Genomic DNA, 25,529 nt, shown 5'->3' with positions numbered 1-25,529 from the left:
ACGTGGCAGTCTTTCACAGCATAAGATATGCTTTTTTTCTTACTTCTTAGAAGCTTCCAAAGATGCTTTGCGGAATTCCTTCATAGCTTTTTCGATTTCCAAAGAAGCCTTACGAGCACGAGTTCCTGCTGCCTTATTACCGTTTTCCAACTGAGCGTTTGCATCTTTTGAGAAGTCTGCATATAATGCAGCTACTTTTTCAACTAATTCTTTCATAATCCTTTTCAAATTACTTCGTTAATAATGTCTGGCAAAAATACATTCTTTCTTGAAATAAATACAGAAAAACGATATTTTTTTTGAAATATTCGGTAAAATCGCCTCAAAAAGGGGCTCTTACGCGTTTTTTATCTACTTTTGCAAGCATGAAAACGCTTACTGACACCGAGTATATACACGCTCTCATAGCTGAAGGAGAGCATCAACAACAGGATTTCAAGTTCGAAATATCCGACGCCCGCAAGATAGCCAAAACCCTTTCAGCCTTTGCCAATACAGACGGCGGAAAACTGCTCATTGGAGTGAAAGACAACGGGAAAATTGCCGGTGTCCGTTCGGACGAAGAACAATATATGATAGAAGCGGCTGCCGGACTTTATTGCAGTCCCGAAGTGAACTACACCATGCAGACCTATCTGGTGGAAGGACGCAGTGTGCTGGTGGTACAAATCGAGGAAAGTGACCGGAAGCCGGTATACGCCAAGGACGAAACAGGAAAATACTTGGCCTATCTGCGCATCAAGGACGAAAACATCCTGGCTACTCCCGTTCATCTACGCGTCTGGCAGCAAAGCGGAAGTCTGAAAGGAGAACTGATAGAATATACCGAACGGGAACAACTGCTACTCAATCTGCTGGAAGAAAACAACCGCCTTTCACTGAACCGTTACTGCCGCCTAGCGCATCTTTCCCGACGCACCGCCGAACATCTGCTGGCAAAGTTTGTTCGTTATGACATCGTGGAGCCTGTGTTTGAAGGGCACAAATTTCACTTCAGGCTGAAATAGGCAAGGAGATTCCATCAGGTTCGTCCAGATTTGCCCATGCCGCAAGTTGCAGCACAACAGACTTCATATTACTGATTATCAAAAATTTGCAAAAGCTCATCTCTATAACAACAGAAGCAATCTTGAATAACGACAGAGGGTAGTAGTTGTTTTGTGCAAGTTTTTTACTGCAAATAGATTACTGTATATATACATTGATGCGAATAATAAATCTGATAAACGACCTGCTCCGGATCTACATCCTCATCGCCCTGCTGTTGGGATAATCGGAAAATATCCTTTCAGGCTGCCTTAAGACTACCGCGCACAGAAAAGCACCGATATCCAAGACCCCGTTTTCACCAAGAACCGCCTGAAAGAGGTAGAAAAAGACATAGAGTGCTGGTGATAACCAACTTATTTCGTACTTTTGCAGCCGAAACCGCCGGATGACCTGCGATTTTGTAAATTGTAATCAGTAATTCGTAATTTGATATGAGTTTATTTACCAAACTATTCAACAAGAATACCGAAGAAGTATCTTCGAAGAATGTAGAAGATTTCGTGTCACTGACACGCGTCTACTTCCAGTCTGTAATAGCCGCCAATCTGGGCATCACCAACATCCGCTTTGTGCCGGATGTAGCCAATTTCAAGCGTCTGTTCAAAATCCCCACGCAGGGAGGACGCTTGGGACAAGCGGAAAAGGCCGCTTCGCGCAAGATGCTGATGCAGGACTACGGTATCAGTGAAAACTTCTTCAAGGAAATTGACACTTCCGTCAAAAAGCACTGTCGTACACAAAATGACGTACAAGGCTACCTCTTCATGTATCAGGGCTTCTCCAATGATCTTATGATGCTGATGGGAAACCTGATGCAGTGGAAATTCCGCATGCCTTCCATCTTCAAGGGAGCACTGCGCAGCATGACCGAAAAAACCGTACACGATGTCTGCACAAAAACCGTATGGAAAAAGGACGATGTACACAAGACGGCAGCGGCAGTACGCCAGTACAAAGAGCGTCTGGGATATTCGGAACAATGGATGACCGAGTACGTTTACAACGTAGTGATGCTGGCCAAAAAGGAACCGAAACAGAAAGCCAACGAAGAGAAATAAAAGAATAAGAATTCTAACTGGAAACAGTAGAATATGGTGGAGTCCGGCAAGCCTAATGCTGCCGGCTGGCGGCTGGTTCATTGACAACCAAAGCCTCCTGCCTCCACCAACTGCAAGCCATGGGAGAAGACGCCGAAGAATATGCCATCATCCGGAACTATACGAAAGGCAAGACGATTGGAAAGTATGAAAATAGAACAACACCCTTTAGAACCCTTCCTTCCCGGCAATGCCCGTCTGCTTATGCTGGGAAGTTTTCCTCCGCAGAAAAAACGGTGGTCCATGGAGTTTTACTATCCCAACTGGAACAATGACATGTGGAGGATTACCGGATTACTTTTCTTCAATGACAAGGATTATTTTGTAGACAAGACGAAGAAGGCTTTCTGCAAAGCACGCCTCATCAGTTTCCTGCAGGAAAAAGGTATTGCCTTGTTCGACACAGCCTCTGCCATACGGCGCCTGCAAGACAACGCCTCGGATAAGTTTCTGGAAGTGGTGCAACCCACGGACATCCCTGCCCTGCTACACCGGATACCTCAATGCAAGGCTATCGTCACCACCGGCGAGAAGGCGACGGATACGCTGTGCACACAGTTCTCCATCGACAAACCCAAAGTAGGAGACTTCACAGAGTTTCTTTTTGAAAACCATCCGATGCGTCTCTACCGGATGCCTTCTTCCTCGAGAGCCTACCCGCTGGCACTGGGAAAAAAGGCAGCAGCCTATCGCATTATGTATCAGGACTTACAGATGCTATAAGCAACTTTCTTTATAAAATAAGTACGTATATTACTTGTATATTTGAAAGTTTACATTACCTTTGCAGCCGCAAACACGGGAGTAGCTCAGTTGGTAGAGCACCGGTCTCCAAAACCGGGTGTCGGGAGTTCGAGCCTCTCCTCCCGTGCATGAACGACAAAGGCTGTAAGCAATGCTTACAGCCTTTGTCGTTTTATAAACGCCTACCGGATATCTATCAGCTTATGTGTCTGCAAACTAAGCCTCCACTTAGGATGCTTCATCACGCAATCCACCGTTTCGGCCGTATTGCTGCAAGAGCAAGGCTGGAGAAAGAAATGCCTGGCAGGCAGCTGCTCATAAACAGTAATATCCTGCCCTTCATACACCACCTTCACTTCATTCATACGTGTAATTTCCAGTTTTGCCCCCTGCTTGGGAGAACAGGTCACCCAATCTATATTATCCGGCAGCGGACGGGTACCGTTTGTTTCAATGCAGACATACTTTCCCGCCTGGTGCAGACAATCCACAAATTCACGGTCAATCCAAAGGGAGGGTTCTCCACCGGTCAATATCACGGTAGCGGCAGTGTATTTACTGACTTCTGTTACGATATCTTCATCGGACATCAGTATGCCGTCCTCATGCTGCGTATCACAAAAGGGGCACTTCAGGTTGCAACCGGAAAAACGGATAAAGACAGCCGGAGTACCCGTATGGTATCCTTCTCCCTGCAAACTGTAGAATATCTCATTAATCTTCCTCATAGACGGCAATGTTTGATTCCGACTCCTGCACTTCCACCTTGAAGCAAGTGGGTATCTGGTCGCATATCCAACGGGCTATGTTCTCGGCTGTGGGATTGAAGGAAAGCACTTCATTAAGATTGTGATGGTCCAGCTGTTCCTTTACCACCTGCTTGATGTGACTGAAGTCTACCACCATTCCGTCCGCATTCAGCTCTTTGGAACGGCAATAGACAGTGATAATCCAGTTGTGACCGTGCAGATTCTCACACTTGCTGCGATAAGAAAGTTTCAGGCTATGGGCAGCCGACACTTCCATGCGTTTGATGACTGTGTACATACTTGTTAATACGCTAATTAATATAATATAAGTTATCGCATCTAATGTCACCTCGATGCGACGGCAAAATTACAAAAAACTTAAGATTTATCCATTTACTTCCCTAACTTATTCGTACACACAAAGAGAATTGGCAACCTTACGCTCGGCACTGCCACTCGGGGTATTGGCTATTCCCTTATCCGGCAACGCCTCACTCCACAGCGTAGAAGAACCGCCACCGTCCAGATTCAACGCATCCTCCCCACCCAATATACGAATCATATGGGCAAGCTCGGGTATATTGATACCTTCCGCTTTTCCCTTCCGACGTCCGTCAACGACAATAAGCAGGATTTTTCCTTCTCTTGTCAGCGCCACAGCACTGCGGGGATGCTTGGTATTTACAAAATTCCGGTTAGTCCCGGACAAGTCGCACATTTGCCCGTCCTTCAGCATCAAAGGACCGGAAGCCAGCACAGTGCCCTTTTTCAAAGTACATGCCTTTTCTTCCTGCTTGCTCCAGGGAGTCAGTTCCAGCCTGCCCTTCCTTATGAACACAGCTCCATTGGACACTGTTGCCAAAACCCCGGTAGAGGTAGTGTCTATCACCACCCCGTCCTTACGCAGATAGCAGACGGAATTTCCGGCTTTCATATCAAAATAGGAGCCATTGATGGCCGCCACCGCACCTGCATGCCGGGCGGCTATACTGGTCTCCTCCTTGGGATTGTGGACGAGCACATCGAAACGGTAGCGCTTCGGGGATATTTCAAGAATGGACACTTCCTGAGGAACTCCATACAAAGAACTGAATACTGCCTTTTTATAAAGCATCCCTTTCTGCAGGGGATTAGTCTGCCAGGTGGCAGAAACGATGGCAAGAGAATCGGCAGCAGTCTGCGCCATTGCTGCAAACATGCCGCAGCAGAGATACACTGCCAGGAATATTTTCTTTTTCATAAGATGGGATTGGTTTAAATTAATTCATAGCTGCAGATTTGAATCGGCATGTCGAGATTATGCAACACCTTTTCAAGCTGTATACCTTCACGGTTGTCGTACTCGTATCCGAAAGTAGCACGGATACCTTGCAGAATGAACTGCGTGGCACGGTCCAGGGCAATGGGCAAACTGTCGCCTTGCAACAGTGCTCCGGTGATGACACTGGTAAACGTATCCCCCGTTCCGGGATAATGGGCCGGCAAGTAAGGACACGTAACCTTCCAGTAGCGGTTACCGTTCCGGTTATAGGCATATACGGACGTCTTATGCTTATCATCCCATACAGGCACACTGGTAATAATCACCACTTCGGGACCACAATCGGAAAGCTGGCGAAGATATGACTTCAACTCCTCATCCGTATTCATCTCCTTATAAGGAATGCCCAGCAGATAGAACAGTTCCGTCAGATTGGGAGTAACGACATCGGCCTTGGTGATGAGATGTTTCATTTCATCAATCATGGACTCGTGGAAGTTCGCATAAAGCCGTCCGTTATCGCCCAACACCGGGTCTACCACAACCAGACCGTCCGGTCGGTGGAAGTCATCAATAAAGTCAGAAACAATATGTATCTGCCGCGGAGAACCCAGATAGCCGGTATAAAAGGCATCAAACTGCATTTCCAGCTTTTTCCACTCGGAAATAATCTTCGGCATTTCATCCGTCAGGTCCAGAAAAGAGAATTCCGGATACTGGGTATGGCTCGACAATACGGCTGTAGGCAACGGGCACACCTGGAAACCCATAGACGAAAGAATGGGAATGACCACCGTCAGAGACACCCGTCCGACTCCCGACAAGTCGTGGACGGCAACAACCTTCTTTACTTTATTCGCATACATATTATCTATATTATTATTTTTCCTACATTTGCCGCATGAAAACAGTCTACATCATTTTAGGAACACTTTCTTTGGCACTCGGCATCATCGGTATCTTCCTGCCGTTGCTGCCCACTACGCCTTTCCTGCTGCTCACGGCTACGCTCTATTTCAGAGGCTCACCCAGACTGTACCAATGGCTGCTGAACCACAAATGCCTCGGCCCCTACATCCGCAGCTTCCGCGAGAACAAAGCCATCCCTCTACGTGCCAAAATCATCTCCCTACTGCTGATGTGGGGAACAATGGTTTACTGCATCTTCTTCCTGATTCCACTAACAGAAATAAAGATAGTATTGTTTCTTGTCGCTGTGGGGGTGACTTGGCATATTCTGTCATTCAAGACGTTGAGGTAACGTGCTAAATTCCTCCCAATTTTTCAAAGAATTCTCCCAACCCCTTCCGGGCATCGGCAAGCTTGTCTTCCCAATGTTTCACGGAGTTCTGTCCGATAATATCCGTCACGTACTTCACCGAAATGAAAGGAACATTCTTGGCACGGCATACCAAAGCCTGGGCATAGGCTTCCATATCCACAACATCACCGGACACATCCGAGAGTTCTGTCAAGAAAGTATCCCCCGTATTGCATACACCACCTGCCGGCCAGTGCAAACAATATCCTTTTTGGGACAACAAATCCGTTGAATCAATCTCATGCTCCATACCAAGCTCCACCAGCTTCTGCATATCACGGTCCACAAAATGACGGCATACGAAAATATCTCCTACCTGATGACAGATAGTCCCTGCCGTACCTACATTGACCACCAAGTCCGGTTGCGCATGGTTTATCGCTTCAGAAAGATAAAAAGCCGATTTCACCTTTCCCACGCCGGTACGGAGATAGCCAATCTGCACCTCTTCCTCCCCTATCAGTCCGGGAAATTTCAATTCAGTAAATTCGCCTTGTACGGCATAAGTAACCAAGATTCTCATATCATTCTATCTTTTTAGAGTCTGTTCAAATTTTGTCCGGCATAAGGGTGTGCAAAACGGTTGATGCCACACAGATGACACACCCTCCTCCTTCTCATGAAAAAGGCAAAGATAGAAACCTTTTTCAGAAGATTTCCATCTTTGCCCCATAAATGTAAAGTCACCCACACTCATAATCTCCCTGCCAGATAAGATTTCAATGACTCTACATATTCCTCAAAAGCATCTATCCCTTGCGGAGTAATCCTACAAAGTGTACAAGGCATTTTTCCTTTAAAAGTTTTTGTTATCTCCACATAACCCGCCTTGCTGAGCTTATCCAACTGCACACTGAGGTTTCCTGCCGTAGCTTTCGTTTGTTGACGGATATAGACAAAATCCGCTTCCTCGACACTGATGAGCAACGACATCACCGCAAGCCGCAGTTCACTGTGAAGCAAAGGGTTCAGTTCTTTAAACATATCAAATTTTATTCTTCCGTTTACTTTTCAACAATGCATAGAGAGATATTCCCACCAAAGGAAGGTGATACAATCCCAAATAAAACCCTGCATCGGTTGCAAAATTGCCCATGTTATAACAGCCGATGATAAACCCCACCAACGCCGTTACCCGCAGCAAAGTTAAATCAATATTTTCTTTACTCAATAGAAGCAGGACCAGAAAAACCGGAGTCATCGGACAAAATGCCATCGCCGAGCCTCCGGCAAACAGATGTATCGGGCTGAAATCGGGTTCTGCGCCACGCATCATGTCCATAGGCCACCATAGGCAAAAGAGTGCCGCGGGTATCAGCCATGCCGTCCTTCGGTTCAGATTGCCGAAGGTCAGCCTGCTGCTCCCCCGCCAGGCTTCCCTCATCCAAAGCAGGGCAACCAAGAGCATCATCACCACATTGACCGTCACTATGCTGAAACCATATTTATCTGTTACTGCCACATTCTGTACAATGGCATACAGCACATAGCAACCTCCCACATAAAACATAAACCAGCGCGACATCGTCACGCGCCGAAGCACAAGCAGCATCAGCATGACAAGGGAAACAATCTGAAAAGTCCACGCATAAGGATACATCCCTTGTATAAGTGCATGGCTCAAGGTATAAATTATCAGATCACCGATGTTCTCCCACCGAAATCCTTTAGTAGCAATCGGCAATAGAATAAATTGCAAAACAATTATACACACAATAAACTTTCGGGAAAGCAGGAATTTGTCTAAAGCACTGTTTCGTGTCATCATACTTCACCCCACTCTCCGTTTCGATTTTCTTTCCGCGCCTTATAATTCAGTATATGCCCGGGAATAATCAGCGAAAATACCAGTACACCGACAAACCAAAGCAGGGATGAGAGGAAAGTCACTTCTCCCCAAGTATACAACAAATTCTTCAGCCCCCATAAAAAGCCAAACAGCGGGAAGATAAAAAACGTAGTATAGCGAATGATGCAGCCCGTAATGATGCTGCCCAACGAGAAGAAGATGGCACACAAAGGCAGAATAGTTTCGTAACGTCCGGCATCCGTTGCCGCCAGCACCCCCATCATACATACCATCCCGAACACCCCCCACACCCGCTCCAGTATCTTGTCAAGATAAAACTTCACAGGTTTTTGCCGCTTACGCAATAAGAGGAACATCAACAGATACCCCACAACCGGAATCCCCCAGAATCCCCACATCCAGACAGGATTACCCGTAAACGTGACACCTGCCCATACGGCCAAAGTCACCAACACACCTACATATCCCCACACTAAAAAACCATTTCCGCTACCCGTATCCAGGTTGCGACGCGTATTGCGTATCATTCGAGCGATAAGTTCCAAACTCTCTTTCTCGTTCAATTCTTTATCTTTCATAATTATACCCGATATGATTACTTCTTCATTCCCTTTCGGACATCCACCAACGGCACAACCACCGTCTCCGTATTTTCTTTTACCTCCCAATCGACAATGGCACAATACTCCATCGGTACTCCATCCTCTCTGTCGAGCTGGTAATTACCGTTTTCATCGTGATAGACGTAAATTTTGCACTTGCCCGCAGGCACATCCTTCAGCTCCAGCACGACATCGCTCACAGCGGCATCCACCATATTATATTGCCCCTTGTCGGTAGCCGCCATCAGCTTCCCCTTGGCAGAAGGAACATTCGTCACTTTCAGCGTCAGAACACTCTGCGCCGACACACCCACTACAAACATACTAAAAAGAACGATTACCATACCTTTATAACCCATTGTTTTCATAATCACACTTCATTTTAAAGTTACACACATATTAATAAAAACACTTTTTAGGTTCGAACTCCAATGCAAATATAATTAGTTTATTTTATAAACCAAACTATTATATAAATTATTTTATTTATTTCTTTGCATCCTACTTTACTGTAGGTTATTCCAATCATTCCCAAGCAGCAGTTCCGAAAACAGCAAAAAGTAATTCCTGCCTTACTAACTATTAATCGTCCGATAACCGTTTTATTATCGTCCGACATATGTCTAATTATCGTCCGACAGTTGTTGGACGATAATTCAACAACTGTCGAACGATTAATAGTTAGCAACAGAAATACTAAGCGTTTGAAAAGAAAGGAAGAGAATCCTTGCAGAAAACCAATAGTCCCACACCTATCTACATATCCTATCTTTTGATAAACAGTCCGCCCCTTTTTCAATCCCCCGAAACCAGGTTTTCGTAGGCCATTTCGGTTATTTCGATACCTCTACAGCACATTTTCTCCGAAAAGTTTTTGTAATCTCCAAGTAAATCGTATTTTTGTGTACAATTTTGGTGTAGTAATGACAGACGAAGAAAAGAAGCTATTAAGTACCTTTGAAGCCAGACTGCGGCATTTAATCTATCTGCACGATGAATTAAAACGCGAAAATACTGAGCTAAAGCAACTTCTTAAAGCCAAAGAGGAAGAATACGGGAAGGTACAGGCTGAATACCGCGAACTGGAACTTAACTACACGAACCTAAAAACAGCTATGACAATCAGCCTTAACGGCAGCGACGTGAAAGAGACGAAACTGCGATTGTCCAAATTAGTGCGTGAAATCGATAAATGCATCGCTTTGTTGAATGAATAAAGAAAAGAGGATGTATGAACGATAAAATAAAGATAAACCTGAAGATGGCAGGAGCCTCCTACCCTCTCACAATCAACCGTGAGGACGAGGAAATGGTAAGAGAAGCCGCCAAGCAGGTAGATATCAGACTCAATGCGTATCGGGAGCATTATCTGAATGTGTCTCTAGAGAGAATTATAGCTATGGTGGCCTATCAGTTCGCTTTAGAAAACCTTCGGTTGAAGGATCGTAATGATACTGAACCCTATACAGCTAAAATAAAGGAACTGACAGAGGTATTGGAGACCTATTTCAAGGAACAATAAGCTGCAATCCCTCCGTCGGGTCGGTAAAAGAGAGAAATTCGCGCACTGTACAAAAGTTTGCCCTTCATCGAAGCAAGCTTTTATGCAGTGCTTTTTTATTTATATATTAAAAACAAATTAATAAAATGACAGTAGTTACAATAGTATTATCCATTGCCTGCTTCATTGTCGGAGGGTTTGCCTCGTACTTGTTCTTCAAGCACGGGCTGAAAAACAAATACGACGGTATCCTGAAAGATGCGGAAGCGGAAGCGGAAGTGATTAAGAAGAACAAGTTGCTGGAAGTAAAGGAAAAATTCTTAAACAAGAAGGCAGACTTGGAAAAAGAAGTGGCCCAACGTAACCAAAAGATACAGCAGGCAGAAAACAAGCTGAAACAACGTGAATTGGTACTGAACCAACGCCAGGAAGAAATCCAGCGCAAGAAGATGGAAGCAGAAGCCGTGAAAGAAAATCTAGAAGCCCAGCTGTCCATCGTAGACAAGAAGAAAGAAGAACTGGAGCACATGCAGCGCCAGGAAATAGAAAAACTGGAAGCTATCTCCGGACTTTCTGCCGAAGAAGCCAAAGAGCGCATGGTGGAATCCCTGAAGGAAGAAGCCAAAACGCAGGCCCAGTCCTACATCAACGACATCATGGACGACGCCAAGCTGACAGCAAGCAAAGAGGCCAAGCGCATCGTGATACAGAGCATCCAGCGTGTAGCTACGGAAACAGCCATTGAAAACTCAGTAACCGTGTTCCACATCGAATCAGATGAAATAAAGGGACGTATCATCGGTCGCGAAGGCCGCAACATCCGTGCTCTGGAAGCCGCTACCGGTGTAGAAATCGTAGTAGACGATACTCCGGAAGCTATCGTATTGTCAGCCTTCGACCCGGTTCGCCGTGAGATTGCACGTCTGGCATTGCACCAGCTGGTGACGGACGGACGTATCCATCCGGCACGCATTGAAGAGGTAGTTGCCAAAGTACGCAAGCAGGTAGAAGAGGAAATCATCGAAACCGGTAAACGTACTACTATCGACCTGGGCATCCACGGTCTGCACCCGGAACTTATCCGCATTATCGGTAAGATGAAATACCGTTCTTCGTACGGCCAGAACCTTTTGCAGCATGCACGCGAGACAGCCAATCTTTGCGCTGTGATGGCATCAGAGCTGGGACTCAACCCGAAGAAAGCAAAACGTGCCGGACTGCTGCACGATATAGGTAAGGTGCCCGATGAAGAACCGGAATTGCCGCATGCACTCTATGGTATGAAGCTGGCAGAAAAGTTTAAGGAAAAACCGGACATCTGCAACGCCATCGGTGCCCACCACGACGAAGTGGAAATGACCAGCCTGCTGGCCCCCATCGTACAAGTATGCGACGCCATTTCAGGAGCACGCCCGGGAGCACGCCGCGAAATTGTAGAAGCATACATCAAGCGCCTGAACGACCTTGAACAATTGGCCATGTCCTATCCGGGAGTGACAAAGACATATGCCATCCAGGCAGGTCGTGAGTTGCGCGTCATTGTCGGTGCCGACAAGATTGACGACAAGCAGACGGAGAGTCTTTCCGGCGAAATCGCCAAGAAGATTCAGGATGAAATGACTTATCCGGGCCAGGTGAAGATTACCGTTATCCGCGAGACGCGTGCAGTGAGCTACGCAAAGTAACATCGGAAAAGAAAATAAATGCAGAAAAGGGTGAATTCATATTCACCCTTTTCTTATTTTTGCACTATAACCATAACTTTACAAAAATGAAAGATTATCAGTTTGAAGTTTGTGCCAACTCCGTAGAGAGTTGCATTGCCGCACAAGCCGGCGGAGCAGACCGAGTAGAACTATGTGCAGGCATCCCCGAGGGAGGAACAACCCCCTCATACGGCGATATCCTCATCGCACGGGAAGTATTGCAGCAGACCAAATTGCATATCATTGTCCGTCCCCGCGGAGGAGACTTCCTTTACTCCTCCACCGAACAGCGCATCATGCTGAAAGACATAGAGAATGCCCGCCGTCTAGGCGCCGACGGAGTTGTGTTCGGTTGCCTGACGGCAGAAGGAGATGTAGACCTCCCATTGATGGAGCAACTTATGAAAGCCTCACAAGGGATGTCCGTCACCTTCCACCGTGCTTTCGATGTATGCAGAAATCCACGAAAAGCAATAGAAGATATTATCGCATTAGGATGCAACCGCATCCTAACTTCCGGACAGCAATCTACAGCAGAGCAAGGCATCCCTCTGCTAGAAGAGCTCCAACAACAAGCAGCAGGCCGAATCATTCTATTGGCAGGCTGTGGGGTGAATGAAACCAACATAGCCCACATTGCCCGAGAAACCGGTATCCGCGAGTTCCATTTCTCCGCCAGAGAAAATATCGAGAGTTCCATGCTCTATCATAATTCCAACGTCTCTATGGGAGGAACGGTACATATTGATGAATATACACACACCATCACTACGACGGAACGGGTAAGGCAAACAATCGGAGCATTGAAAACCTCTCTCCTAGCCCCTCCTCATGGGGAGGAGGACAAAGATAGTCCTACAAAATACAAACAAGGGTAACTTCAAAACAGGGATGTGTCAAAACACCAAAAATATGAAAATCACCCCTGCCACAGATATCTGTAGCAAGGGTGATTTTGTTAAAAAGAGGGTTTTGACCCTCCTATAAAAAAGGATGTACCGAAAGTACATCCTTATTTCTTATATCATTAGGATATATATTATTTCTTCACCGGAGAAGAGTATCTTGCATTCAGACCATCCAGAATCTCACGAGTGATGTTGTAGACACTGTCTGCATAGAGCAGATTATCAAAACCCGTATTGCTGATAATCATGCTGTAACCTTTTGTCTTATTGTACTCCTTCAGGAAAGCATTGATAGAATCACGCAACTGCAAGCTGTTCTTTTCATTCTCACTCATCAGCTCAGACTGCAGCTTGTTGCTCAAATTTTGCAAATCCTGCTCCAATTTGGCAATGCGGTTGTATTCCTGCTGCGCTCTCTCCTGAGAAAGATAAGCGTTGTTCTGGTACTTTGTCTGGAATTCCTGTTTCTGCTTCTCCAGCTCGCTGGCTTTCTGGTTCAGGGTCAGGCGGACATTCTCTCCTTTCTTCACCATAGCCTCATTCAAGTCTATGCAATAGTTGTATTTTGCCAAAAGCGTATCTATTTCAACATAAGCAATTTTCATTTCCGATAATCCGCCGGCTTGTGCAGGAGCGTTTGTTGTCTGTTTATCAGTATTGCCGGCACATTGAGCAAATAAAACGATCAGTGCGAGAGCTGCCAGACCGTTCATGAGGTAGTTTAATCTCTTCATAATTGATAAATATTGTTTTTAAAATTTAGTTCATACTATCGTTTAAGGCTTTTTCCAGTTCATCAATGGAAAAACGGGATTTGCGTTGCGCTTCCCTATCCTGCGACTGCACACAGCCGATACCTCTATCGCGCATAGCCTTATTGCCACTGACATGCCCATTAGGAAACCTGCCGCCTTTCACAAAAAAGACCTTTACACCCAATAAAACAATGCAAATAGCAACTATTAACAGAGTTATCAATATTGTATCAAGCATTTCCATTAATTTTGTTACATGAAAATAGCGTTTTTACTATTTTTGTGGGTGCAAATATAGGGCTTTGGTTGGACTAACACGCCTTTTTTACTCTAAAAAAAGAGAAAGGGGAATAAAATAGCCGACCATTTTAACCATATTTAGCAATAAGCGGTTAATTTAATGGAGAATTAATAATTGACAATTGATAATGAAGGCTGCATAAACGCATGTAAGGCAGCTGTTAATTCAGATAATTATGGAAAAAAAAGACTTGAAACCGGCCGGTGTATTTCACTATTTCGAGGAAATCTGCCAAGTGCCGCGTCCTTCTAAGAAGGAGGAGAAAATCATTGCTTACTTAAAAGCATTCGGAGAAAAACATAAGTTGGAAACAAAAGTGGACGGAGCCGGAAACGTTCTGATAAAGAAACCCGCCACTCCGGGCATGGAAAACCGCAAGACTGTCGTACTTCAATCGCACATCGACATGGTATGCGAAAAGAACAACGACGTGAAGCACGATTTCCTGACCGACCCTATCGAAACCGAAATTGACGGCGAATGGCTGAAAGCCAAAGGTACTACCTTGGGAGCCGACAACGGCATCGGTGTAGCCACCGAACTGGCTATCCTTGCCGACGACAGCATTGAACACGGTCCTGTCGAATGCTTATTCACCGTGGACGAGGAAACCGGACTGACCGGTGCCTTTGCACTGAAAGAAGGTTTCATGAACGGAGACATTCTGCTGAACCTTGATTCCGAAGATGAAGGCGAGCTCTTCATCGGCTGTGCAGGAGGCATAGATTCCGTTGGCGAGTTCACCTACCGGGAAGTGGACGTACCTGCAGGATACTTCTGCTGCAAAGTGCAGGTAAAGGGGCTGAAAGGCGGACACTCCGGCGGCGACATACACCTGGGGCGTGGCAATGCCAACAAACTGCTGAACCGCTTCCTGAGCCAGGCATCCCAGAAGTACGACATGTACCTTTGCGAAATAGACGGTGGTAACCTGCGCAATGCCATTGCCCGCGAAGCACACGCGGTAATTGCCATACCCGATGCCGACAAGCATGCCCTGCGCACAGACTTGAATGTCTTTGCCGCCGAAGTGGAGGCAGAATATGCCGTCGTTGACCCGGACCTCCAATTCGTGCTCGAATCGGAAGCAGCCCGTCCCAAAGCCATTGACAAAGATACCGCCAAACGATTGCTGCAAACCATCTATGCCGCACCTCACGGTGTATATGCCATGAGCCAAGACATTTCGGGGCTGGTGGAAACCTCTACCAATCTGGCCTCCGTAAAGATGAAGCCCGGTCATATCATCCGCATCGAGACCAGCCAGCGCAGCTCTACCGCCTCCTCCAAACAAGACATTGCCAATATGGTGCGCACTATATTCGAAATGGGTGGAGCAGCCGTATCCTTCGGAGACGGATATCCGGGCTGGAAACCCAACCCGCATTCAGAAATTCTGGAAGTGGCTGTCGAGTCCTACAAACGCTTGTTCGGTGTAGATGCCAAGGTAAAAGCTATCCATGCAGGTTTGGAATGCGGACTGTTCCTTGACAAATACCCGGCACTGGACATGATTTCCTTCGGACCTACCCTGCAGGGTGTACACTCTCCCGACGAACGGATGCTGATTCCTACCGTACAGAAGTTCTGGGACCATCTGCTGGATATACTGAGGCACATACCGGTGAAATAAATATCCCTCGTTCCTTAAAAGGGAACGGGAATAGTTTGTATGAACGTTGTCTATAAGATAGGAGTTATACTCTTCCTTCTCTGCCCGTACATCACTCTGTACGGGCAAGAAGGAAAAGATACCCTCACGTTTCGGATAGTAAGCTACAACGTAGAAAACCTATTCGACTGCCGACATGATACACTAAAGAATGACTACGAGTTCCTGCCGGATGCCGTCCGGCATTGGAACTACTCCAAATACAGAAAGAAACTGGACAATATAGCCCGCGTCATCATCGCCACCGGAGGATGGACGCCGCCTGCCCTTGTTGCCTTGTGTGAGGTGGAGAATGACAGTGTGATGCGCGACCTTACCCGCTACTCCGCCTTGCGCGAAGCAGACTACCGGTATGTGATGACACAATCTCCCGACGAACGCGGCATCGACGTAGCGCTGCTTTATCAACGTAATCTTTTCAAGCTGCTTTCCTATCAGAGCCTCCCCGTAGACAAGCCCCGGAAGAATAGCCGTCCCACACGGGACATTCTTCACGTCAGCGGATTGTTGCTGAATCGGGATACGCTTGATGTACTGGTAGCTCACTTCCCATCCCGTTCGGGAGGGGCAAGAGAGTCTGAACCTTACCGGCTACTGGCTGCCCGAAAGGTGAAGTATGCCATAGACAGTCTATACACGATACGCCGACATCCGCAAATTGTCCTTTTAGGGGATTTCAACGATTATCCGGAGAATAAATCGGTAAAGGAGGTGTTGGAGGCGGTAGCACCGTCAACATTGCAAGACTCTCTACGTCCACAAAAGCTTTATCATCTGCTGGCAGAAAAAGCCAAGACACACAAGCACTTCGGCAGCTACAAGCATCAAGGAGAATGGGGACTGCTAGACCACATCATCGTATCGGGCACGCTGTTGCAAGAACACTCATCACTACGTACGGAGGAAGCAAAGTCGGATGTATTCTGCCTGCCCTTCCTACTGACAAGAGACAAGAAATACGGAGGGCAGCAACCTTTCCGCACCTACTACGGGATGAAGTATCAAGGAGGATACAGCGACCACTTGCCGGTATATGCGGAGTTCCGGTTGATATATTAATCGGAATACTGATACAGCTTCAAATCAAACTTCTGCGCTATAACCAACAAATGGTCGAGATGTCGGACTGAATGCGCTCGTACTCTTTCCAAACTTTGTTGCGCGAAAAGAAATATATTTCGGCAAACCTTGGGTCTATTCCCCAACCTATCAGGACTTCGTTCATCCATCCTCCTAAACTCATCATAAGCTCTTTTTCTTTGGAACTTCTTACTCCTATAATAAATCCAAAGATGAAGATGTTTTTCAGAGAACGGCAAGCATATACCCCTTTTTCATCAACGACTCAATCCTTAGGGCCGGGTCGTTTTTCAATGCCCGCCTCAGATAGGACACCTGCACATTCAAGGCAAGGGAATTGGCATATGAGGCAGTGCCCCACACGGCATCCAGCAACATATCGCGGCTGACAGTCTTATTCACATTCAGCGCAAGCAAGCGAAGGATATCGGCTTGACGGGAAGTAATCAGCACCTTACTATTTCCCGTACGAATCTCGTTCGTACTGTAATTGAATACGGAATGGCCGAAAGCATACATCTCATTCTCCGCCACGCCGGACAACTGCGAAGTGAAACGCTCGCGGATACGCGCTGTCAGCTCTTCCGGATAGAAGGGTTTGGCAAGATAATCGTTCGCCTTCAGTTGGAATCCTTGCAGGCGGTCGGCCTTATCGCTACGGTCGGAAAGGAAAAAGATCAGGACGTGTTTATCCGTCTCGCGGATGCGTTCAGCCACTTCAAAGCCATTGTAACCGGGCATATTGATATCGAGCAATACCAAATCAGGCTTTATGAGCGGAAATTGTTCCAGAGCAATTTCCCCGTTTCCGGCATAAGTCACTTCATAGCCTTCCTTCTCAAGAAAGCGCTTCAGCAGCATTGAATATTTCAAATCATCATCGGCAAAAAGAATTTTCAAGGCTTTCATATCATTGGTTATTTTAGAGTAGGGATTATGCGGGTTAGCACGGACTTATTGAGGAATATTAATTTCAATCATTGTTCCCTTGCCTGCCTGACTATTTAAAGAAATGCTTCCATGATGCGCCTCTACCAGCAACTTTACATAGCTCAACCCCAGACCAATGCCGGGCAACGAACGGTCGGGAAGATTACTGCCCCGATAAAACTTATCGAATACACGGTTCTGTTCGGAAACCGGAATGCCGATGCCATCATCAGACACCCGTATCGTCAATTGGTGATCCTGCAAAAGGCAATCTACAACAATATGCACAGATTTGCCCGAATACTTTACGGCGTTCTCTATCAAATTACTGATAGTATTAGAAACATGCACCGGGTCTGCCGTTACCAGAGTCTCCGAACTGAAATGGGTTTCAATAGCAACATCCTTATCCTCAGGAACATGGTAAAGCCGGACAAGCTTTTCCAAACTCGTCTTTATATCAAATGTACGGACGGAAAGCTGCGTGTGTTCATCATCGGCACGCGTCATATCACGTAGTTTTGAAAGATAGGCCGACAAGTTATCCAGCTCGGACATGGAATCGTGAATCACTTCATCCATCGCTTTCTCATCTGTTCGCATAGACTTGTCATTGAGAAAGGCTATACACATTTTCAGAACCTGGACGGGACGTTTCAGTTCATGTATCATAGTGTTTACAAAGCTTTTTCGCAGTTCGTCTATCCGCCGTTGCTTCAAGATGGTTTTTATCTGAAACAGCAGACAAAACCCCAGCAGAAATATCAGACATGTACTGCCCACTAACTGCCAACCCATACGCACAAGTACCACATGAGGTGAAACCTTCATGGAAACAAGCACAAACTGGCGTTTCAGGGGATTATAAGGATACATTACTTCTATATATGGATTAAACAATGTACCTTGCCGTTTCAGTTCCGCATTCCACTGGTAAATGGAATCTTCGGAAACCACCAGATGCGTAGTAAACGTTTGTTCGTCCAAACGTATGGCAAGCAAGGAATCAAATTGCTGCAACGCAAAAGGCACATCCAACTCCAAACGATAAAGATTAATAATAGAGTTCAAATTAGGAGCATCTTTATCGGACATATTGATTTTGAATGAATCCTTCGCAATGAGCCGCTCTTCCGACAAAAGGGTGTCTAACGCCAATGCCCATTCCCTACGCTTTGCCTCTCTCTCTTTATCATCTGTACTGGCAGAGTCCTGCTGCTCTATTTTGAGAGTTTCTGTATTCTTTTGGCCCAAGCTCTCCAAGTCCCGCCCTTTCAGAACACCCAAAATTAATTCGTCAATAGTGGTCCGCTTTTCCAAATCAATGGATTTGCTCAGGTGATAGAAGAACATATTGGTATTGCTAAGCACCTTTTTGGGTTGGGGAGTACGGATAGAGTCATACTGTTGGGTGGTCTGCAAGATGCAATCATAAATATCATTGATTTGTTCATCATTCATATACTGATACTGATTACGCAACCAGTAGACCTGTCCGCAGGTAATAAGCAGTATCGATGCGATGGAGAATATCCAAACGATCTTAATCCGTTGTTCCATAATTGTTCTTTTTTAGTCTCACTTAGAAAGACTTTCATTTAGTACCGGCAAAGGTAGAAGTTAGCTTGCAAATATAGGTACGTGCGAGGCAGATATTATGCATTGAGTAATATTTCAGTAATAACTTTCAGCCTCTTCTGAAGCAAAATCCGCATAGTTTTGCAGTACAATAATCGCTGGAAGCAATATGTAAAACCTCTGAAAATGTAAAAACTATGAGTGCAAGAATTATTTTCCTCAATCTGTGTCTCGCTATATTGTTCGCATCACAAGCGAAGGCACAAATCATCGTTTCTGATGGAACGAAAATACAGAATGATACCATCGGTGAAGCACAAATCCTTGTGCAATATGAAACGCGCCGTATCAGCAATACGGAAAAGCCGGAAAATGTTACGGAAGAAACCATGATGCTGGAAGTCGGTAAAAATCTCTCTAAGTTCTACAGTTACACCAAGTATGTTTGCGACTCTGTACTGGCAGTAGACTTCGCCAATAAAGCCTCGCAGGAAACGATTAATGAACATCTGAAACAATACGGAACAAGCAAACTGAGCGAACGAACCTTCAGAGGTTATCCTGCCGGAAAAGTAACGACTCTCGATGAAGTGGCAGGCATATCCCGCCTACGTTGCGAAGAAACGGATGAACGTCCGCAGTGGAAGATACTGGCAGAAAACGATAGTGTCCTCTCCTACCTTTGCAGCAAAGCCGAATGTCAATTCAAAGGCCGTACATGGACGGCATGGTTTACTGCAGAAATACCCGTCAGCAAAGGTCCATGGAAGCTTTGCGGACTGCCCGGACTGATACTGAAAGCCGAAGACAGTGAAGGGCATTATTCATTCACTGCCACAGGTGTAGAGCAATGCCACACATATCGGCCGATACTTTTCGACGGAAAGAAGCACGAACCGATGAACCGCAAAGCATACAACAAAGTGCACGAACGTTATTATGCCGATCCGGTAGGATTTATCACCGGAAGCATGCCGAACGTCACCATTAAGGTTAGTGATGAACACGGCAATGCAACCAAGAACCCGAAAAACGTTCCTTATAATCCACTGGAACGATAATATTTCTCCACACCTGTAAGCATTCGTGAAATCTATCGCATACTGAATGCCTTTCAGTCGTATAGTGAATGCCATTCAGTCGTATACTTAAATACCCTCTTTTTACGCATTGATAATCAATAAATTACGAAACCAGCATAATCGTATAAAAATTACAACAAACTTCAATTGCCAAACAATCAATTATTGCAGTGTATGAATAAAAAAACTATCATTCTATTTTCCCTGTTTCTCTTTCATTTCTTGTCGCCTACCTGCGCACAGACGTTGAGCGGCAAGATAACAGATGCAGAAACCAATCAACCGCTGGAAGCTGTAATGATTAGTGTATTACGCGGAAACATAACGATAGACTATGCATTGACCGATGCCAAAGGACAATTTTCTTTGCCGTGGAAGCATAGCGGAATGCTGCAACTCAATATTTCTTTGTTAGGCTATAAGAGAGAAATGCGGAATATCAATGCGGCAGGAATCCTGAACCTCAGCCTACAACCGGAAGCCATCGTATTAAAAGAAGTACAAATACGTCCCGGACGTATCAATACCCGAAAAGATACGGTGAGATATGACTTGGCGCAGTTTGCATCATCTAAAGATGTGCACATAAAGGATGTATTGAAGAAACTTCCGGGCGTGGATGTAGATGAAAACGGACAGGTTAAGTATAAAGGGAAAGCCATCGACCACTACTTTGTGGAAGGAATGGACGTGACAGGCGGACGTTATAACCAAATCAACAACAACCTGAGTGCCAAAGCCGTAAAGAGTGCGGAAATCATGGAGAACTATCAGTCAGTAAAGGCCTTGAAAGGAAAAATCAATTCCGATGAGGTGGCATTGAACCTGAAACTGGATCCGAAAGCACGCGATCAATGGATAGCAAACGGTACTCTGGGAACCGGATGGAGTGACAACAACGACAAAATCCTGTGGGAAGGCGGACTGAATGCCCTTCAACTGGGTAAAGGAAAACAGAGTGTCTATAATTACAAGACGAATAACAATGGCAAGGACCTCAGCAACGAGCAAACCAAACTGACCGGAAATGGCCAGCAACAAGTTCCGCTTTCCGGTTTTCTCTCCCAACCGGGCATCAGCGCACCATTAGACAAGAATCGCTTATTATTCAATGAAACCCACACCCTGAACGGCAACCGTATGTACAAATGGAATGATGACCGCAGCTTACGCCTGCAAGCCGGATATACTCATGAGCTAATCCGACAGCAACGGGGAAATACCCAAATCTATTATCAACCGACAGATACCATACAAATAGACGAAACCTACCATTATCGTCTGAGAAGTGACATCGCTAACCTGGAACTGCGTTATGAAGATAACAGCAGCCGGAATTATATATCCAACCGCTTCACCGTAGACGGAGAAACAAATCGCGGACATTCGGAGGAACTGGGACAAACTCTGCAAACTTCACAGCTAAGTGCCGGAAACTACTTCAATCTTATCCGAAACCGGGAAAGCGGAACCTGGGAATTTCGTTCGACGACACAGTATGCTTACCAGCCTGCATCCTTACTACTCGAAGAAGGAAAAAGTAAATTCAACCAGCACAACTTCTACACAGATAACAGTGCCGCATATCTACGAAAGTATGATGGATTTACCCAACAATATAAGGCAGGAATACAAGGAGAACGGGCTACCCTGAAATATACTCTGACAAGACAGCCCAATGATTTCAATGCTTCGCATCTGTCATTGCATATTACCCCCTACTTCCAGCTGGAACGTGGAAAATGGCTGGCTACACTTTCGCTTCCTCTGAAAGCAGATCGGTATTTCTCACAACAGCGTTCGTTCCTGTTCTTCAATCCGTCCATGTATTTGCGCTATAAACTGGATTATCATTGGACGTTTTCCCTTTATGGCAGTCTGAAACGCTCGGCAGGAGATTTCTCCGACTTGTATCCGGGACTCTACCAAACTGATTACCGCACCTGGCGAGACGGCAACGGACTCTTCCCTACCAGCCTCACGCAAACCTACAATCTCTACGGAGAGTACAAAAACACTGTACAGGAATTTTTCATCACTGCCGCACTAACCTACAGCCGCAGCAACCGGAATACTCTTTTCGAACAGAGTGTTTCCGAAAATGCCATTGTCTACACTCGTCGTGAACTACCGAACCATAACGATAGCTGGAATCTCAGCAGTACTTTGTCCAAAGGTATATACGACTGGCATTTGAAAACCTCACTCACCCTACTACTCAGTCGCAGCAATGGCAAACAGCTTACCCGCCTGGCTGACAGCGAGGGTAACCGGCAAAGTCTTCTGCAGACCTATCGTTATGATTATCTGAAAGCAGAGCCTAAAATAATCTGGTCGCCCGCAGATGTTTTTGAAGCGGAATATCATGCCACATTAGGCTATGGCGGCAGTAAGATAGGAAGTGATACCCGTCTCACCCCGTTACTGGACTTCGTACAACGGCTACATCTCACATTCAGTATCGGGCAGGTAGACCTACGGCTATCCGGCGAGCATTACCGGAATGACTTAGGAGGGGACGCACATCTCAACACCGTGTTCGCAGATGCATCCCTTATCTATAAAAGAAAAAAATGGAGATTGGAAGCAAGCCTCAACAACCTGTTCAACAAAAAAGAGTATGCTTACACCACGTATTCCACCACGCAAAGCTACACTTCACGACTAAATATACGTCCGAGGGAAGCAATGGTGACGATAAATCATCAGTTCTAAGCCTGCAATATCATCACCGTGGAATATATCAATATCCCAACTATCGTCAATCCGCCCACCAATATGGGAGCATAAATATGGGGGACTTTCTTCATGGTCTTATACCCGCTGACTTTCAGGAAAAGGCGATATACAATGTATGCGGCAATCAATCCAACCAATGTTCCCACGATGAGATCGCCCGGATAATGCACTCCCAAGTAGATACGTGAATAGCAGGTCAGCAACGCCCATCCCATCATAAACACAGTGAGCCATCGTTTACGGAAAAGAAACCAGACAAAGAATGCCAGGCCAAAAGTATTGGCAGCATGACAGGAGGGGAATCCATAACGCCCTCCCCGATACCCGTTTACGATATGCACCATGTCGGATATGGGATTTTCCAGATTGGCGGGACGAAGGCGTTCCACATACGGGCGTATCAATGTTGCCCCCGTCTGGTCGGCAATGGTAATTACGAGTGCCAGACCGACCATGCAGCACAAAGTCACTTTCCAATGGAAGTTGCGCAGCATCACATACCAAATGGCAGCATACATCGGCACCCAGACCCACTTACCGCTGTAGGCGCTCATAAAATAATCGAAATACGTGTTGTGCATCCCATTGATGAAAAGGAATATGTTTGTGTCTATATCTATCGCCCTTTGCAAGGCATCCATAAGTGCTGTCATACTTTATACTCTTATACTTTAATTATCTTCCTCTATCTTTTTGCTATATCGTCATACAATTTTTGCAGATAGGCTTTGCCCAAAGGCAAGTTCTTTCCCTTTGCCGTACCCTCATCCAATACCACAGCACCTGCCTGGCAATTGAATATCACCCGGTTGTCCGCTGTCACCATACCGAAAGCATCGGGTACGGTAAAGAACGCGAAATGAGGGGAAGCGGGATTAAGCATATCTTTACTGAAAACAAACTCTTCATGGGGCAGCGCCAATTGGGCCAGCAACGTGGCTGCAATGTCATGTTGCGAGCCATAGACGTCAATGCGCCTCGGCTCTCGGACGGCACCGCCCACCATCAACAGAGGTATCCGGTAGCGTTCTACCGACAAATTGTCGATATGTTCGGGATAAGCTCCCAAGTGGTCTGGAACAAACACAATCACCGTATTCTTCCACTGGGGGAGCTCACGGAACTGTCTTACAAAATCGCCTGCACAACTATCCGTATAGGCAAAGGCGTTCAGCCGGTCATTCTCCAAACGACGGAAAGGTACTTCAAAAGGCTCGTGGCTGCTGGAGGTCTGCAAGACACGGAAATGAGGAGTTTTCTCTTCGGCAGTTCCTTCGGCTGCTTCGGTTTTCAAGTCTTCCAGCAGACGGTTGAATACGAGATGGTCGTGCGCCCCCCACTTACTTAAACGTTCCGTTACGGGAAAGTCCTGGTCGGAAACAATATCTTCAAAGCCCGATGACATCAGGTAGGAACGCATATTGGTAAAGTCGGCATCACCGCCATAATAATACTTGGTACCATAACCCGCCTTCCGCAAGCTGCCTGCAATGGCAGGAATAGACTGCGTCTTGCGGGGATATTTCATGATACTCGTGGTGGGCTGGGCAGGATAACCGCTCAAGATAGCCACCAGTCCACGGTCCGTACGGAAACTGTTGGCGTAGAAGTTCGTAAAGAGTACCCCTTCTTTACTCAGACTATCCAGATGGATGGCAATGTCCGGCTCACCTCCCAAAGCTGTCATCAACCTGGAGGAAAAACTCTCAAGAATCACAAAGAGTACATCGGGACGCTGAGTATTGAATAAAGTATGCAGCGAGTCAGTAGCTTGCAGCACAGAGTCAGTCTCTTCCGTTTGACCACCGACTACTGCAGGCTCAAGCATGTCTTTAAAAAGCCGGTCGGCCTTCGCAGCTTCCATAAAACGGTACTGCTTGCTGAAGTCCTTCTGCTTGGCAAGAGATTCCATCAGACTGAATGCAGGGTTGATAGCTGCATGGTTCAGACGCTGCTCGGCACTGAAATAGACTTTCCCCACATTCATGGTAGATACCGTAAAGCCTCCACGGATAGGAATAAACAGCAACCCCGTCATCAGCAACAGTATGCCCGACATCTTCAGACGACGATAAGGCAGTTTCATCCGCAGCAGCTGTTTCTTCTGCAACAAGATGCTGTAAAAAACAGCATAGAGTACGACAGCATACACAACCATTGCCACAATTCCTCCCAGCACCATCCAGATGCTGACGCTGGCCACTGCATCTTTAGGAGAAGAAAAGAAATAGAATAACGGAGTAGCATCCAAACGAAATCCCCAATACTCGTACAGTCCTAAATCGACAGTAAAAATTATGGAAATAAGAACTGAAACAAAGAGGAAATACCCGCACCAGATGCGATGAAGGGATTTAGAAAGCGTCCATACGGAAGCAATGAAAAGGAAACCTGGAATAGCCGTCAGATAACCAGCCAAAGACAAGTCCAAAGGTAACCCATGCCAAGCGACACTGAACCAGTCCGCACACGAGGCGTCCGGATACAGCGACTTGTAAAACAGCATAAATAGTGGTTTCTGCAACACAAAAATACAGACAAACAAGCAGTATGTCTTAATAAATCCTATGAGCCTATCTTTCATCAGTGCCTTATCATATATTTAATATAAGGCGCAAAAATAAATCTTTTTATTCTATTTCT

General features: G+C 46.0%; 28 protein-coding genes, 1 tRNA gene and 1 pseudogene. 13 read left to right on the top strand and 17 right to left on the bottom strand.

The window, feature by feature from the left end; translation table 11 throughout:
* Positions 1 to 39: 39 nt before the first annotated feature.
* Positions 40 to 216 carry a histone H1 gene (locus M1B78_RS01745; protein ID WP_005826447.1) on the bottom strand — a complete coding sequence of 59 codons (177 nt, stop codon included), beginning with the start codon at positions 214 to 216 and terminating at the stop codon, positions 40 to 42.
* Positions 217 to 365: 149 nt separating this feature from the next.
* Between M1B78_RS01745 and M1B78_RS01740 the strand changes: the two genes are divergently transcribed.
* The 4 genes from M1B78_RS01740 to M1B78_RS01725 all read left to right on the top strand — a co-directional run bounded on the left by M1B78_RS01740 (position 366) and on the right by M1B78_RS01725 (position 3,018).
* Complete coding sequence (locus M1B78_RS01740) at positions 366 to 1,007, top strand: AlbA family DNA-binding domain-containing protein (protein WP_257931313.1); 642 nt, start codon at positions 366 to 368, stop codon at positions 1,005 to 1,007.
* A gap of 474 nt (positions 1,008 to 1,481) precedes the next feature.
* A complete protein-coding gene (locus M1B78_RS01735; RefSeq protein WP_257939737.1) occupies positions 1,482 to 2,108 on the top strand; it encodes a hypothetical protein in 627 nt (208 codons plus the stop codon).
* Positions 2,109 to 2,294: 186 nt separating this feature from the next.
* Complete coding sequence (locus M1B78_RS01730; protein WP_257939736.1) at positions 2,295 to 2,870, top strand: uracil-DNA glycosylase family protein; 576 nt, start codon at positions 2,295 to 2,297, stop codon at positions 2,868 to 2,870.
* Positions 2,871 to 2,945: 75 nt separating this feature from the next.
* Positions 2,946 to 3,018: transfer RNA gene (locus tag M1B78_RS01725), tRNA-Trp, on the top strand.
* Between the two features lie 55 nt (positions 3,019 to 3,073).
* Here M1B78_RS01725 and M1B78_RS01720 read toward each other — a convergent pair.
* The 4 genes from M1B78_RS01720 to M1B78_RS01705 form a co-directional block, all read right to left on the bottom strand.
* On the bottom strand, positions 3,074 to 3,619 hold the full coding sequence (locus M1B78_RS01720; protein ID WP_257931314.1) for a 7-carboxy-7-deazaguanine synthase QueE: 546 nt from the start codon (positions 3,617 to 3,619) through the stop codon (positions 3,074 to 3,076).
* Positions 3,606 to 3,938 (bottom strand): 6-carboxytetrahydropterin synthase QueD, encoded by a 333-nt coding sequence (gene queD / locus M1B78_RS01715; RefSeq protein WP_005826426.1) that lies wholly within the window; start codon positions 3,936 to 3,938, stop codon positions 3,606 to 3,608. Before queD ends, M1B78_RS01720 begins: the two co-directional genes overlap by 14 nt.
* A gap of 108 nt (positions 3,939 to 4,046) precedes the next feature.
* Positions 4,047 to 4,880 carry a phosphodiester glycosidase family protein gene (locus M1B78_RS01710; RefSeq protein ID WP_257939735.1) on the bottom strand — a complete coding sequence of 278 codons (834 nt, stop codon included), beginning with the start codon at positions 4,878 to 4,880 and terminating at the stop codon, positions 4,047 to 4,049.
* Between the two features lie 14 nt (positions 4,881 to 4,894).
* Positions 4,895 to 5,767 (bottom strand): pyridoxamine kinase, encoded by an 873-nt coding sequence (locus M1B78_RS01705; RefSeq protein ID WP_016273219.1) that lies wholly within the window; start codon positions 5,765 to 5,767, stop codon positions 4,895 to 4,897.
* A gap of 35 nt (positions 5,768 to 5,802) precedes the next feature.
* Here M1B78_RS01705 and M1B78_RS01700 point away from each other — a divergent pair, with 35 nt between their 5' ends.
* On the top strand, positions 5,803 to 6,162 hold the full coding sequence (locus M1B78_RS01700; protein WP_257939734.1) for a YbaN family protein: 360 nt from the start codon (positions 5,803 to 5,805) through the stop codon (positions 6,160 to 6,162).
* A 4-nt stretch (positions 6,163 to 6,166) separates the two neighbouring features.
* Here the strand turns inward: M1B78_RS01700 and M1B78_RS01695 are convergent, their stop codons facing one another.
* The 5 genes from M1B78_RS01695 to M1B78_RS01675 all read right to left on the bottom strand — a co-directional run bounded on the left by M1B78_RS01695 (position 6,167) and on the right by M1B78_RS01675 (position 9,002).
* Positions 6,167 to 6,745, bottom strand: coding sequence for a 5'-methylthioadenosine/S-adenosylhomocysteine nucleosidase (locus M1B78_RS01695; protein WP_136009436.1), 579 nt, complete (start codon positions 6,743 to 6,745; stop codon positions 6,167 to 6,169).
* Between the two features lie 170 nt (positions 6,746 to 6,915).
* Positions 6,916 to 7,206, bottom strand: a complete 291-nt coding sequence (locus M1B78_RS01690) for a winged helix-turn-helix domain-containing protein (RefSeq protein ID WP_257939733.1) — start codon at positions 7,204 to 7,206, stop codon at positions 6,916 to 6,918.
* 1 nt (position 7,207) lies between these two features.
* Positions 7,208 to 7,822 (bottom strand): hypothetical protein, encoded by a 615-nt coding sequence (locus tag M1B78_RS01685; RefSeq protein WP_257939732.1) that lies wholly within the window; start codon positions 7,820 to 7,822, stop codon positions 7,208 to 7,210.
* Between the two features lie 164 nt (positions 7,823 to 7,986).
* Complete coding sequence (locus M1B78_RS01680; RefSeq protein ID WP_257939731.1) at positions 7,987 to 8,610, bottom strand: hypothetical protein; 624 nt, start codon at positions 8,608 to 8,610, stop codon at positions 7,987 to 7,989.
* Between the two features lie 17 nt (positions 8,611 to 8,627).
* Complete coding sequence (locus M1B78_RS01675; protein WP_008663834.1) at positions 8,628 to 9,002, bottom strand: DUF2141 domain-containing protein; 375 nt, start codon at positions 9,000 to 9,002, stop codon at positions 8,628 to 8,630.
* A gap of 555 nt (positions 9,003 to 9,557) precedes the next feature.
* Between M1B78_RS01675 and M1B78_RS01670 the strand changes: the two genes are divergently transcribed.
* The 4 genes from M1B78_RS01670 (at position 9,558) to M1B78_RS01655 (ending at position 12,719) form a co-directional block, all read left to right on the top strand.
* Positions 9,558 to 9,851: a hypothetical protein gene (locus M1B78_RS01670; protein ID WP_136009431.1), complete on the top strand. Its 294-nt coding sequence runs from the start codon at positions 9,558 to 9,560 to the stop codon at positions 9,849 to 9,851.
* Positions 9,852 to 9,865: 14 nt separating this feature from the next.
* On the top strand, positions 9,866 to 10,156 hold the full coding sequence (locus tag M1B78_RS01665) for a cell division protein ZapA (protein ID WP_148356360.1): 291 nt from the start codon (positions 9,866 to 9,868) through the stop codon (positions 10,154 to 10,156).
* A gap of 125 nt (positions 10,157 to 10,281) precedes the next feature.
* The gene (gene rny, locus M1B78_RS01660) at positions 10,282 to 11,820 is read left to right on the top strand and encodes a ribonuclease Y (protein WP_176467879.1); all 1,539 of its coding nucleotides are present in this window, start codon (positions 10,282 to 10,284) and stop codon (positions 11,818 to 11,820) included.
* An 86-nt stretch (positions 11,821 to 11,906) separates the two neighbouring features.
* Positions 11,907 to 12,719 carry a copper homeostasis protein CutC gene (locus tag M1B78_RS01655; RefSeq protein ID WP_136009428.1) on the top strand — a complete coding sequence of 271 codons (813 nt, stop codon included), beginning with the start codon at positions 11,907 to 11,909 and terminating at the stop codon, positions 12,717 to 12,719.
* A gap of 161 nt (positions 12,720 to 12,880) precedes the next feature.
* On the opposite strand, the gene M1B78_RS01650 is transcribed toward M1B78_RS01655, so the two are convergent.
* Together M1B78_RS01650 and M1B78_RS01645 are read right to left on the bottom strand one after the other, a co-directional pair.
* The gene (locus M1B78_RS01650) at positions 12,881 to 13,483 is read right to left on the bottom strand and encodes an OmpH family outer membrane protein (protein WP_009036606.1); all 603 of its coding nucleotides are present in this window, start codon (positions 13,481 to 13,483) and stop codon (positions 12,881 to 12,883) included.
* A gap of 25 nt (positions 13,484 to 13,508) precedes the next feature.
* The gene (locus tag M1B78_RS01645) at positions 13,509 to 13,742 is read right to left on the bottom strand and encodes a hypothetical protein (RefSeq protein WP_005835814.1); all 234 of its coding nucleotides are present in this window, start codon (positions 13,740 to 13,742) and stop codon (positions 13,509 to 13,511) included.
* A 238-nt stretch (positions 13,743 to 13,980) separates the two neighbouring features.
* Here M1B78_RS01645 and M1B78_RS01640 point away from each other — a divergent pair, with 238 nt between their 5' ends.
* Together M1B78_RS01640 and M1B78_RS01635 are read left to right on the top strand one after the other, a co-directional pair.
* Positions 13,981 to 15,438: an aminoacyl-histidine dipeptidase gene (locus tag M1B78_RS01640; protein WP_257939730.1), complete on the top strand. Its 1,458-nt coding sequence runs from the start codon at positions 13,981 to 13,983 to the stop codon at positions 15,436 to 15,438.
* Between the two features lie 39 nt (positions 15,439 to 15,477).
* Positions 15,478 to 16,536 (top strand): endonuclease/exonuclease/phosphatase family protein, encoded by a 1,059-nt coding sequence (locus M1B78_RS01635; RefSeq protein ID WP_257939729.1) that lies wholly within the window; start codon positions 15,478 to 15,480, stop codon positions 16,534 to 16,536.
* Here the strand turns inward: M1B78_RS01635 and M1B78_RS01630 are convergent.
* The 3 genes and pseudogenes from M1B78_RS01630 to M1B78_RS01620 form a co-directional block, all read right to left on the bottom strand.
* Positions 16,533 to 16,657 (bottom strand): annotated as a pseudogene (locus M1B78_RS01630) (mechanosensitive ion channel family protein); the annotation flags it as partial. The gene M1B78_RS01635 and the pseudogene M1B78_RS01630 sit on opposite strands and share 4 nt — an antisense overlap.
* A gap of 125 nt (positions 16,658 to 16,782) precedes the next feature.
* Positions 16,783 to 17,466 (bottom strand): response regulator transcription factor, encoded by a 684-nt coding sequence (locus M1B78_RS01625; protein WP_257939728.1) that lies wholly within the window; start codon positions 17,464 to 17,466, stop codon positions 16,783 to 16,785.
* 45 nt (positions 17,467 to 17,511) lie between these two features.
* On the bottom strand, positions 17,512 to 19,047 hold the full coding sequence (locus tag M1B78_RS01620; RefSeq protein ID WP_257939727.1) for a sensor histidine kinase: 1,536 nt from the start codon (positions 19,045 to 19,047) through the stop codon (positions 17,512 to 17,514).
* Positions 19,048 to 19,262: 215 nt separating this feature from the next.
* On the opposite strand from M1B78_RS01620, the gene M1B78_RS01615 reads away from it, so the two are divergent.
* Positions 19,263 to 20,126 carry a GLPGLI family protein gene (locus M1B78_RS01615; RefSeq protein WP_257939726.1) on the top strand — a complete coding sequence of 288 codons (864 nt, stop codon included), beginning with the start codon at positions 19,263 to 19,265 and terminating at the stop codon, positions 20,124 to 20,126.
* 195 nt (positions 20,127 to 20,321) lie between these two features.
* Positions 20,322 to 22,862 carry a carboxypeptidase-like regulatory domain-containing protein gene (locus M1B78_RS01610; protein WP_257939725.1) on the top strand — a complete coding sequence of 847 codons (2,541 nt, stop codon included), beginning with the start codon at positions 20,322 to 20,324 and terminating at the stop codon, positions 22,860 to 22,862.
* Here the strand turns inward: M1B78_RS01610 and M1B78_RS01605 are convergent.
* Both M1B78_RS01605 and M1B78_RS01600 read right to left on the bottom strand, forming a co-directional pair.
* Positions 22,859 to 23,539 (bottom strand): phosphatase PAP2 family protein, encoded by a 681-nt coding sequence (locus tag M1B78_RS01605; RefSeq protein WP_257939724.1) that lies wholly within the window; start codon positions 23,537 to 23,539, stop codon positions 22,859 to 22,861. The two genes, M1B78_RS01610 and M1B78_RS01605, sit on opposite strands and share 4 nt — an antisense overlap.
* 32 nt (positions 23,540 to 23,571) lie before the next feature.
* Entirely contained in the window at positions 23,572 to 25,470 is a 1,899-nt protein-coding gene (locus M1B78_RS01600; RefSeq protein WP_257939723.1) for an LTA synthase family protein, read from the bottom strand.
* Positions 25,471 to 25,529: the final 59 nt, after the last annotated feature.

It is taken from the genome of Bacteroides muris (ex Fokt et al. 2023) (genome assembly GCF_024704895.1).
Taxonomy (GTDB): Bacteria; Bacteroidota; Bacteroidia; order Bacteroidales; family Bacteroidaceae; genus Bacteroides; species Bacteroides muris.
This window is presented reverse-complemented; position numbering and strand designations above follow the sequence as displayed.

What these genes read in the sequence shown, in the direction of transcription:
- M1B78_RS01745 (WP_005826447.1), bottom strand. Translation starts at nt 216, where the DNA reads ATGAAAGAATTAGTTGAAAAAGTAGCTGCATTATATGCAGACTTCTCA.
- M1B78_RS01740 (WP_257931313.1), top strand. Translation starts at nt 366, where the DNA reads ATGAAAACGCTTACTGACACCGAGTATATACACGCTCTCATAGCTGAA.
- M1B78_RS01735 (WP_257939737.1), top strand. Translation starts at nt 1,482, where the DNA reads ATGAGTTTATTTACCAAACTATTCAACAAGAATACCGAAGAAGTATCT.
- M1B78_RS01730 (WP_257939736.1), top strand. Translation starts at nt 2,295, where the DNA reads ATGAAAATAGAACAACACCCTTTAGAACCCTTCCTTCCCGGCAATGCC.
- M1B78_RS01720 (WP_257931314.1), bottom strand. Translation starts at nt 3,619, where the DNA reads ATGAGGAAGATTAATGAGATATTCTACAGTTTGCAGGGAGAAGGATAC.
- queD (WP_005826426.1), bottom strand. Translation starts at nt 3,938, where the DNA reads ATGTACACAGTCATCAAACGCATGGAAGTGTCGGCTGCCCATAGCCTG.
- M1B78_RS01710 (WP_257939735.1), bottom strand. Translation starts at nt 4,880, where the DNA reads ATGAAAAAGAAAATATTCCTGGCAGTGTATCTCTGCTGCGGCATGTTT.
- M1B78_RS01705 (WP_016273219.1), bottom strand. Translation starts at nt 5,767, where the DNA reads ATGTATGCGAATAAAGTAAAGAAGGTTGTTGCCGTCCACGACTTGTCG.
- M1B78_RS01700 (WP_257939734.1), top strand. Translation starts at nt 5,803, where the DNA reads ATGAAAACAGTCTACATCATTTTAGGAACACTTTCTTTGGCACTCGGC.
- M1B78_RS01695 (WP_136009436.1), bottom strand. Translation starts at nt 6,745, where the DNA reads ATGAGAATCTTGGTTACTTATGCCGTACAAGGCGAATTTACTGAATTG.
- M1B78_RS01690 (WP_257939733.1), bottom strand. Translation starts at nt 7,206, where the DNA reads ATGTTTAAAGAACTGAACCCTTTGCTTCACAGTGAACTGCGGCTTGCG.
- M1B78_RS01685 (WP_257939732.1), bottom strand. Translation starts at nt 7,822, where the DNA reads ATGTATCCTTATGCGTGGACTTTTCAGATTGTTTCCCTTGTCATGCTG.
- M1B78_RS01680 (WP_257939731.1), bottom strand. Translation starts at nt 8,610, where the DNA reads ATGAAAGATAAAGAATTGAACGAGAAAGAGAGTTTGGAACTTATCGCT.
- M1B78_RS01675 (WP_008663834.1), bottom strand. Translation starts at nt 9,002, where the DNA reads ATGAAAACAATGGGTTATAAAGGTATGGTAATCGTTCTTTTTAGTATG.
- M1B78_RS01670 (WP_136009431.1), top strand. Translation starts at nt 9,558, where the DNA reads ATGACAGACGAAGAAAAGAAGCTATTAAGTACCTTTGAAGCCAGACTG.
- M1B78_RS01665 (WP_148356360.1), top strand. Translation starts at nt 9,866, where the DNA reads ATGAACGATAAAATAAAGATAAACCTGAAGATGGCAGGAGCCTCCTAC.
- rny (WP_176467879.1), top strand. Translation starts at nt 10,282, where the DNA reads ATGACAGTAGTTACAATAGTATTATCCATTGCCTGCTTCATTGTCGGA.
- M1B78_RS01655 (WP_136009428.1), top strand. Translation starts at nt 11,907, where the DNA reads ATGAAAGATTATCAGTTTGAAGTTTGTGCCAACTCCGTAGAGAGTTGC.
- M1B78_RS01650 (WP_009036606.1), bottom strand. Translation starts at nt 13,483, where the DNA reads ATGAAGAGATTAAACTACCTCATGAACGGTCTGGCAGCTCTCGCACTG.
- M1B78_RS01645 (WP_005835814.1), bottom strand. Translation starts at nt 13,742, where the DNA reads ATGCTTGATACAATATTGATAACTCTGTTAATAGTTGCTATTTGCATT.
- M1B78_RS01640 (WP_257939730.1), top strand. Translation starts at nt 13,981, where the DNA reads ATGGAAAAAAAAGACTTGAAACCGGCCGGTGTATTTCACTATTTCGAG.
- M1B78_RS01635 (WP_257939729.1), top strand. Translation starts at nt 15,478, where the DNA reads ATGAACGTTGTCTATAAGATAGGAGTTATACTCTTCCTTCTCTGCCCG.
- M1B78_RS01625 (WP_257939728.1), bottom strand. Translation starts at nt 17,466, where the DNA reads ATGAAAGCCTTGAAAATTCTTTTTGCCGATGATGATTTGAAATATTCA.
- M1B78_RS01620 (WP_257939727.1), bottom strand. Translation starts at nt 19,047, where the DNA reads ATGGAACAACGGATTAAGATCGTTTGGATATTCTCCATCGCATCGATA.
- M1B78_RS01615 (WP_257939726.1), top strand. Translation starts at nt 19,263, where the DNA reads ATGAGTGCAAGAATTATTTTCCTCAATCTGTGTCTCGCTATATTGTTC.
- M1B78_RS01610 (WP_257939725.1), top strand. Translation starts at nt 20,322, where the DNA reads ATGAATAAAAAAACTATCATTCTATTTTCCCTGTTTCTCTTTCATTTC.
- M1B78_RS01605 (WP_257939724.1), bottom strand. Translation starts at nt 23,539, where the DNA reads ATGACAGCACTTATGGATGCCTTGCAAAGGGCGATAGATATAGACACA.
- M1B78_RS01600 (WP_257939723.1), bottom strand. Translation starts at nt 25,470, where the DNA reads ATGAAAGATAGGCTCATAGGATTTATTAAGACATACTGCTTGTTTGTC.